Here is a 6,000-nt window from a genome sequence, read left to right on the forward strand (position 1 = left end):
TCACATTTCACTGAATTATAAGATACTAAATTCAAGACAGACAGTATTACTAAATCAACCTTCGCCCATAGACGGCTTGAGTTCCACGACGTAGCCTGACGCCCTGACTGTGCGGATGAGATTGCCGCCGGTCAGGCGTCGCAGCGAACGACGCAGGTGGCCGATGTGCACATCGACGGTGCGCGACTGAACATAGAGGTTTGGCGGCCAGGCGACCTCGATCAATTGTTGGCGGGAGAAGACGTTGCCGGGAGCCTCGAGAAGCCGGCTCAACAACTTGAACTCGATTGGTCCGAGTTGCAGCTCGCGCCCTTCATATATCACCAGCCGCCGCCCCACCCGAACTTTCAATCCTCCAAATGCCAATGTATCCGCCAGCGTGTCCGTCAACGGCGGTTCTGTTGCCGCCGGCCGTGCGGCGATATTTGAAAGAGAATGAAGATAATTCAATAGCCTGATGGGCAACACGGGCCGAACGAAGTTTTCATCTACGCCGGCCTTCAAGAGATCCAGATAATGCCGCTCCTCGCCGGCTGCAACGAGGGCTATTGTTGGGATTGCGGCAGTGATCTCGTTGGATCTGATCGCCGCGGCTGTCCTTAAAGTCGATGCCGCGTCTGTGCCTGTATCCAGGATAATCACCTCCGGCTTCATCGCCGCTGCTTTCTCGACGACCTCTTCTTCACTGGCCAGCACGGTTCGGAAGCCATCGACGTTCAGGATGTGCGTGAGCAGGAGGTAGATGTCCACGTTGCGCGGGCAAATAAGGATCAGAGGTTTCATTGCGCAGCCTCCGCGGCTGTTCTTCGCTGGCGTTTCATCGTTGCCTCATGCTTTTGATGTCACAAACTAACTTACTATCAGAATCCACCAACTCGCTGCACCCCTCAAATTGTATTGTGTATTTCGCTATATGTTTGGATTTTGCAATAATGTTCGCAATCATTGATGCAACAAAAGATTGCCAAAGCCCGAGCTTTGCCGCTATCTTAGGGCTATCGATAGCCGACGAGGACAAGCGTTCGTTGTCGAATAATGTTGCCAGGGACGACACGATAAGAACCGCCAAGCGGCTTCTGTGGCTCACGGATACGGAGTTCCAACGTCCGGCAACATCAACATCACCTGCCGGACAGCAGGGAGATTGAGCTTGTCCAAAATTCTCGTTAAATCGTCCGGCATCAGCGATACGGCCGGTAAGGACGGCATCTGGAAAAATTTCAGAGCCGAGGAGGCGGTCACCGCCGCAATCGATCTTTATGGGCCGCAGGCCGCGACAGCCGCCGCCTATTGCGCACTGGACGCCTGGACTGAGGCGCGTAGTGATGACTACAAATTCTGGTTTGGAGTATTTTCAACGCTGAAAGATCGCAAGACGACTTAGTGTGAGTGGAGAGTGCTCGCTGGATGGTGCAGGGAGGCACAGCGCTATTAGACGAATGCCGCCCTAGGCTGCCACCGGCTTCAGTGAGACGGTTGTGGCGGAGGATCGTGTGTCCTTCGGCAGGAAACCGAAGGCGTGGCCACTCACTTCCCCACTCTACGCCAGCTGCCCTCGCCTCTGCTTCCGAACAAAACCAGCGCACTCCGTATTGCGGAGAGATCTTTGTCTGACCAGGAAGATGATGGGTGCGTGTGCTGTCGAGCGCTCAAGCTTGTCGTGCATTGGCTTCCTCGCATTGAAAACCCCAAGCTGCGCTCCATGTTTCTAAGTGAAAGCCACACTTAGGAGGAGTCTGCATGAGCCGGAATACCGTAATTGGCCTAGTCGTCGCAGGTGTGATCATCATCTTGGCGGCGATGTTCCTGATGCCAGGGACGAAGGACACTGCGACAGAAACGGCAACCCCGCCGGCAACCACTACGGAACCGTCAACAGCGCCGTCTACAACGACGCAGCCGTCGACAACTACTCCGTCCACCACGACCCCATCCACTACGGAGCCAACTACGACCGCACCGTCGACCACCACACCGTCAACAACACCGTCCACTACCGAGCCATCGACAACGACGCCGTCGACGCAGCCATCCACCACCCAACCGTCAACCACAACGCCTGCGCAATAACAAAGGCGGCCGCTCGATCGTGTAAACAGGAGAGCGGCTGCACAATTGCGATCTCGCGAGATGCGCGCCATCACAACTGGAATAGCCCAAAGTGGCTATGCCTTAGTTTATTTCCCACTACATTAGACTTTAGTAGGATGACCGAACGCAAATCATCGGGAGGTCAACATGGAGCGTATAGAAACCGAAAAACTTGCTACTGAGGCAGCAACGAAAGTTTGGTCAGTCACCGATTTCTGCAAACGACACCGCCTCTGCTACGAGGAGGAGAAGAGACTTAGGTACCTATTCGGTCACTTTGCTACTGCCCGCGAGTTGCTCCACAACGCAAAGCGCACGCCGAAGTGGCGGACCTGAGCAGCTGTCGAAGCAGGATGCAGGTGTTTGGTCTAGGTTTAGCCTGCCCTGATGAACAGAGCGCCTACGAGGCCGATCACGACAACACACTGCAGAATGTACATCGGCCATTCTTCTGACATCGCGGCATCCTCCTACAAGGAGGATTTATGCCGATTGCAACAGACTTAAAGGGTTGGTTCGACGGTGACGATGAGAAGAGGATCGGGCGTCGGTCGACCGGTCCTAGGATTCTCACTTCGTCGGCTTTTTTTCGAGCAAGGCGAGCGATATGTGTGCCGCCCAACGACGCGCGGGGTCGGTGCTTTGACGTGCCGCTGTGCTGAGCGCGCTACCCGCTAGAAATTAAAGTAGATTGTGAGGCCCGATCGACGCTGGTAGCGGTAGCCGTCGTAGTACCCGTAATGGCGCAGGTAGCACCTGCTGTAGTAACCGCAGGAACGCCAAGCGTGCCGCCTATCCCAGCCGCGATCCCACCGACGATCCGCGCGCCATTGAAGATGACGCCAGTTGGTTGACCTGTTGGACACTGAGAGATCGCCAGGGGGTGCAATGGGTCGCCACGCAAGCTGAGCATCCTGGATAATCGCGTAGCGACGCTCGACGGAGTCGAATTCTGTGTTCAGTCCTTCTCCGCAGTAAAATCTCGACCAAAACAACAGACCCTTTTGATGGGTTGGAAAAAGCCGAAAGCTCTATTAATATATCCCTTAAAGGGGACTATTAAATGCGTTTGACTGTCGAAGCATTCTGGAGAAGCGACTGGCGCGAATGCGGCACAATTGAGATCCTCGACGCCCAGCTTGGTTATCGGGGGCCGTCGATCGTTGAGTATGACATCGACTATTTCGCCAATTTCGCCGCCGCAGATTATAGTGCCAACGGTGAGGTAGGCGACGCCAGAGCCATGTCTGTCAGGTTCCCTGTAGACCTTGAGAGTCGATATCTGGCGACTTGGCCTCCTTTCCTACTAGACCTCATGCCACAGGGGCACGCGCGACGTAAGCTCGCGGAGCACCTTGGGCTGCATGTGGATGACCGTGAATCCGACCTCCCACTCCTTCTGAGAGCAGCGGGCAGCCCGGTGGGCAACGTCCGCATCAAGCAGGCAGCGGAGGCTGAACGGGAACGACTTAAGAACGTGACGCGCACTGGGGTCACTGAAGACGACATCTTCAATCGCAGCGAAAAATTCATCGAAGTCGTCGACCGGTTCGGCCTGATCGCCTCAGGATCGAGCGGCCTGCAAGGCGAATGGCCGAAGGTCGCTCTAACACAAGCGGTCGATGGTCTCTATTATCCAGACGCGTTTGTGAAGGACGATGAAGCCATCCGACACGTAATCGTAAAACTACTCAGGAGCAGTAACGAACGCGATCGGCTGATCCTGGAGGCGGAATCCGGCTATTCGCGCGTTGCCAAAGATCTCGGCCTGCGGGTTCATGAAGTCTCGGCCTATGAGCAAGGGGTGTTGATGATCCCGCGCTTTGATCGGGAAATCCAAGGAGGGCTGCTATGTCGCTTCGGCCAGGAAAGCATGGTTTCTAGCATTGGCGTCGCGCAGTTCGGACACAACGCAGACCACGAAGACTATGTGAATGTCTTGAAGCGCCATTCGGACCAACCATTCATCGATATCGTGGAATACGCGAAACGCGATCTCACCAATAGAGCGATGGGTAATCCTGACAACCATGGACGGAACACCGCTCTGCGCAAGACTCCTGGTGGAGGCATCACACTTGCGCCGCTGTTCGATTTCGCGCCGATGCGTCTTGCGATCGAAGGCATCGCCAGATCGACGAGATGGGGAGTGATGCGCGACACACACCGCGACAGCGATCCTGATTGGGGGCAGGTCTGCCGTGCAGTTTTCATGGAGGACGAGAGAGCAGCGGCCGCGCTTCTTGAGGAGATGGCGACGTTTGCAGAGCGGCTTGCCAACGCACCGAAAATATCGCTGGCAATGGGAGTGCCCGCGGAAGTCGTGGATTTCGCAATGTCAGGGTGCGCCGAGCTTGTTGGAAAGGTGCTGGACGCAGCCGCTTCAGCGCCGGGGGTGTGAGAATATGCCTCGATGGAAGAAACCCACCAAGGAAGAAACGAGGGAATTGAGACGGCGCCTGGCTGAAAGAGCGGCGGCTGGGGATCTGCGACTTCCCCAGGCTGTTTCTGAGATCCGAAGGGCACTTGGTTTGAACCAAAAACAATTTTCGGAACTGACTGGCATCACGCGCAGACAAGTCGCTGAGATTGAAACCGGGAAAGCAAATCCGACTGTCGACACGGTTGCCAAGATCGGGCGGCTCTTTGGATTCACGTTGGGGTTCGTCCCGAAATCACGCCTGGATTCGCCGGCCGAAGATCACAAATAGGAAGAGTTCTGCAAAGCCATTAAATCCGCTCAGTCAATGCGATGGCAGGTAAAGCGCGTACCCGACAGAGCGAACGGTTCGAATGACATCAGCCCCCGCCCGCTTCATTGCTCGTCTTATATGTCCAATGTGAATATCAACGGTTCGCGGTTCGACCTCTGCATCGGGTGGCCAAGCAGCGGCAATTAGGTCATCGCGGGTATGGACAACGTCGGGAGCCCGCATCAGGCACAGCAACAGACGAAACTGGAGTGCCGACAGAAGGACCAAGTGGCCGTCTCGCTCGACGCGAAGCCGACCGAGGTTCATTTCGATGTCGGCGTAACGCAATATCGTTGGTGTTTGCGTGCTGGATTGCGCCGCCACATCGGCGCGCAAACCGCGCAGAAATGCAAGCAACCGCTCCGGATTGAACGGACGGTGTATGATGCAGTCCACGGTTGACGCGGCCAGGCGATGACCGTCGCCGCCGTTCGCCGTATTCACGAGAGACACAACCTTTGCCTCAGGCTTTGTGTTGGCCCTGATGCGGGCGCAGACGGCAGATGCATTCATGTCGGGATCAGAGCAGTCGACAATGACCGCTAGCGGTGGGGCAAGATGAACACGGCTCAGCAGCTCGGTCAAACGGTTGGTGTTTTCGGCCGAGAAACCTTCAAGCGTGAGGATGTGTTTAAGAAGCAGGTAAAGCTCCGCGTCTTCGGTATGGATAACTATTCGCCCGTTCATCTATCCTCCTTTGCGGAAAACGCTCAACTTCAGCCTCACGCTGGCGCGTACTCGCCGCCATTGACATCCAAGATTGCCCCGTTGACGAAGGCGGCTTCATCGCCGGCGAGAAAGCCTATGGCAGCGGCAACTTCGTTCGGGACGCCCATTCGGCCAGCGGGAATGCGCGCAATAGCCGCCTGATTGGTTGGGGCGCTGATAGCACCGGCCATGGCGGTCGCAATTCTGCCCGGAGCAACGACGTTGGCTGTGACGCCGTGGGCGCCATAAGGCCAGACAAGCGAACGCGCGTGACCTGAGACCCTGAACTTCCTCCAAATTTTGGTAGAGTCCGTCACATTGTGCTCTGAGCCCAAACCTTGGATCGCCGGGGATTAGAGTTTCCGGGCTTTTGCTCTGAGCCCAAACCTTGGATCGCCGGGGATTAGAGTTTCCGGGCTTTCATCACGATGACGGGCTGGTGGCGCCA

Annotated in this window: 7 protein-coding genes; 4 read left to right on the top strand and 3 right to left on the bottom strand. The window is 56.1% G+C overall.

All coding sequences use genetic code 11. The features are described 5' to 3' along the window. Positions 1 to 54: 54 nt before the first annotated feature. Entirely contained in the window at positions 55 to 783 is a 729-nt protein-coding gene (locus tag IB264_RS33610) for a response regulator transcription factor (protein ID WP_084815212.1), read from the bottom strand. Positions 784 to 932: 149 nt separating this feature from the next. Between IB264_RS33610 and IB264_RS33615 the strand changes: the two genes are divergently transcribed. The 4 genes from IB264_RS33615 to IB264_RS33630 all read left to right on the top strand — a co-directional run bounded on the left by IB264_RS33615 (position 933) and on the right by IB264_RS33630 (position 4,802). Further along, entirely contained in the window at positions 933 to 1,148 is a 216-nt protein-coding gene (locus IB264_RS33615; RefSeq protein ID WP_128090507.1) for a hypothetical protein, read from the top strand. 2 nt (positions 1,149 to 1,150) lie between these two features. Continuing rightward, entirely contained in the window at positions 1,151 to 1,384 is a 234-nt protein-coding gene (locus IB264_RS33620; protein WP_057206315.1) for a hypothetical protein, read from the top strand. Between the two features lie 1,770 nt (positions 1,385 to 3,154). Next, positions 3,155 to 4,492 (top strand): type II toxin-antitoxin system HipA family toxin, encoded by a 1,338-nt coding sequence (locus IB264_RS33625; protein WP_192435237.1) that lies wholly within the window; start codon positions 3,155 to 3,157, stop codon positions 4,490 to 4,492. Between the two features lie 4 nt (positions 4,493 to 4,496). Beyond that, entirely contained in the window at positions 4,497 to 4,802 is a 306-nt protein-coding gene (locus IB264_RS33630; protein WP_025428883.1) for a helix-turn-helix domain-containing protein, read from the top strand. 33 nt (positions 4,803 to 4,835) lie between these two features. Here IB264_RS33630 and IB264_RS33635 read toward each other — a convergent pair whose 3' ends face one another. Next, complete coding sequence (locus IB264_RS33635) at positions 4,836 to 5,531, bottom strand: response regulator transcription factor (protein WP_192435239.1); 696 nt, start codon at positions 5,529 to 5,531, stop codon at positions 4,836 to 4,838. 35 nt (positions 5,532 to 5,566) lie between these two features. Next, positions 5,567 to 5,869 (bottom strand): SDR family oxidoreductase, encoded by a 303-nt coding sequence (locus IB264_RS33640; protein ID WP_309141691.1) that lies wholly within the window; start codon positions 5,867 to 5,869, stop codon positions 5,567 to 5,569. Positions 5,870 to 6,000: the final 131 nt, after the last annotated feature.

Source organism: Ensifer sp. ENS11 (assembly GCF_014851895.1).
Lineage (GTDB): Bacteria > Pseudomonadota > Alphaproteobacteria > Rhizobiales > Rhizobiaceae > Ensifer > Ensifer canadensis.